This is a genomic window from Noviherbaspirillum humi, assembly GCF_900188095.1.
GTDB classification, from domain to species: Bacteria; Pseudomonadota; Gammaproteobacteria; order Burkholderiales; family Burkholderiaceae_D; genus Noviherbaspirillum; species Noviherbaspirillum humi.
In genome coordinates, this window is the sequence record NZ_FZOT01000045.1 from 1 (window position 1) to 1546 (window position 1546).

Annotated in this window: 2 protein-coding genes; both read right to left on the reverse strand. The window is 67.2% G+C overall.

Going from position 1 to position 1546, the window contains the following annotated elements; all coding sequences use genetic code 11:
* On the reverse strand, window positions 1-890 hold an 890-nt coding region (locus tag CHB88_RS24020; RefSeq protein WP_089401887.1), incomplete at its 3' end, for an electron transfer flavoprotein subunit alpha/FixB family protein.
* 69 nt (window positions 891-959) lie between these two features.
* The coding region (locus CHB88_RS24025) for an electron transfer flavoprotein subunit beta/FixA family protein (protein ID WP_089401888.1) at window positions 960-1546 on the reverse strand (587 nt) is incomplete at its 5' end.

The window sequence follows — 1546 nt, forward strand, 5'->3', positions numbered from 1 at the left end:
TCGCCGACGATGCCGTAGTCGGCCACCGAGAAGATCGGCGCTTCCGGATCCTTGTTGATGGCGACAATCGTCTTGGAATCCTTCATGCCGGCCAGGTGCTGGATCGCACCCGAGATGCCCACCGCGATGTACAGCTGCGGCGCCACGATCTTGCCGGTCTGGCCCACCTGCCAGTCGTTCGGCACGAAGCCGGCATCCACCGCCGCGCGCGAGGCGCCCATCGCCGCGCCGAGCTTGTCGGCCAGCGGCTCCAGCACCTTGAAGGCTTCGCCGGAACCCATGCCGCGGCCGCCGGAGACGATGATCTTGGCAGCGGTCAGCTCCGGACGATCCGACTTGGCCAGCTCGCGCGACACGAAGCTGGACTTGCCGGAGTCGCCCACCGCGGTGGCCTTCTCGACTGCGGCGGAACCGCCGGTGACAGCCGCCGCATCGAAACCAGTGGTACGCACGGTGATGACCTTCACCGGGTCGATCGACTGCACGGTGGCAATCGCATTGCCGGCGTAGATCGGCCGCTCGAAGGTGTCGGGCGAGACCACCCTGGTGATTTCCGAGACCTGGCCGACGTCGAGCCTGGCGGCCACGCGCGGCAGCACGTTCTTGCCGAAGGCGGTGGCCGGGGCCAGGATGTGGGAGTAGGCGCCGGCCAGCGCTAGCACCTGCTCGGCGACGTTCTCGGCCAGGCCGTCGGCAAACTGCGGCGCGTCGGCGACGATGACCTTGGACACGCCGGCGATCTTCGCGGCGGCTTCGGCCGCGCCGTCGCACTGGTGGCCGGCAATGAGCAGGTGGACCTCGCCGCCGCACTGGGTGGCGGCGGCGACGGTGTTGAGCGTGCTTCCCTTTACGGACGCGTTGTCGTGTTCGGCGATGACAAGTGCAGCCATGGTGTTTTCCTCGTTGGCGCGAACCGCAGACGTGGCGCGGTCCGAATGTTTTTAGATGACTTGGATGACTTAGATGACTTTGGCTTCGTTCTTCAGCTTGGCCACCAGCGTGGCCACGTCCGGCACGGTGATGCCGGCGCTGCGCTTGGGCGGCTCCGACACTTTCACCGTCTTCAGGCGCGGCGTGACGTCCACGCCGAGGTCGGCCGGCTTGACGTTTTCCAGCGGCTTCTTCTTGGCCTTCATGATGTTGGGCAGGGTGACGTAGCGCGGCTCGTTCAGGCGCAGGTCGGTGGTGACCACCGCCGGCAGGCTCAGCGCCACGGTCTCCAGGCCGCCGTCGACTTCGCGGGTGACGGTTGCCTTGCCATCTTCCAGCGTGACCTTGGAGGCGAAGGTGGCTTGCGGCCAGCCCAAGAGCGCCGCCAGCATCTGGCCGGTCTGGTTGCAGTCGTCGTCGATGGCCTGCTTGCCGAGGATGATGAGCTGCGGCTGCTCCTTGTCGGCCAGGGCCTTGAGCAGCTTGGCCACGGCCAGCGGCTGCAGTTCTTCGGTGGTCTCGACCAGGATGCCGCGGTCGGCGCCGATGGCCATGGCGGTGCGCAGGGTTTCCTGGCACTGGGTCACGCCGCAGGACACGGCCACGACTTCGGTGA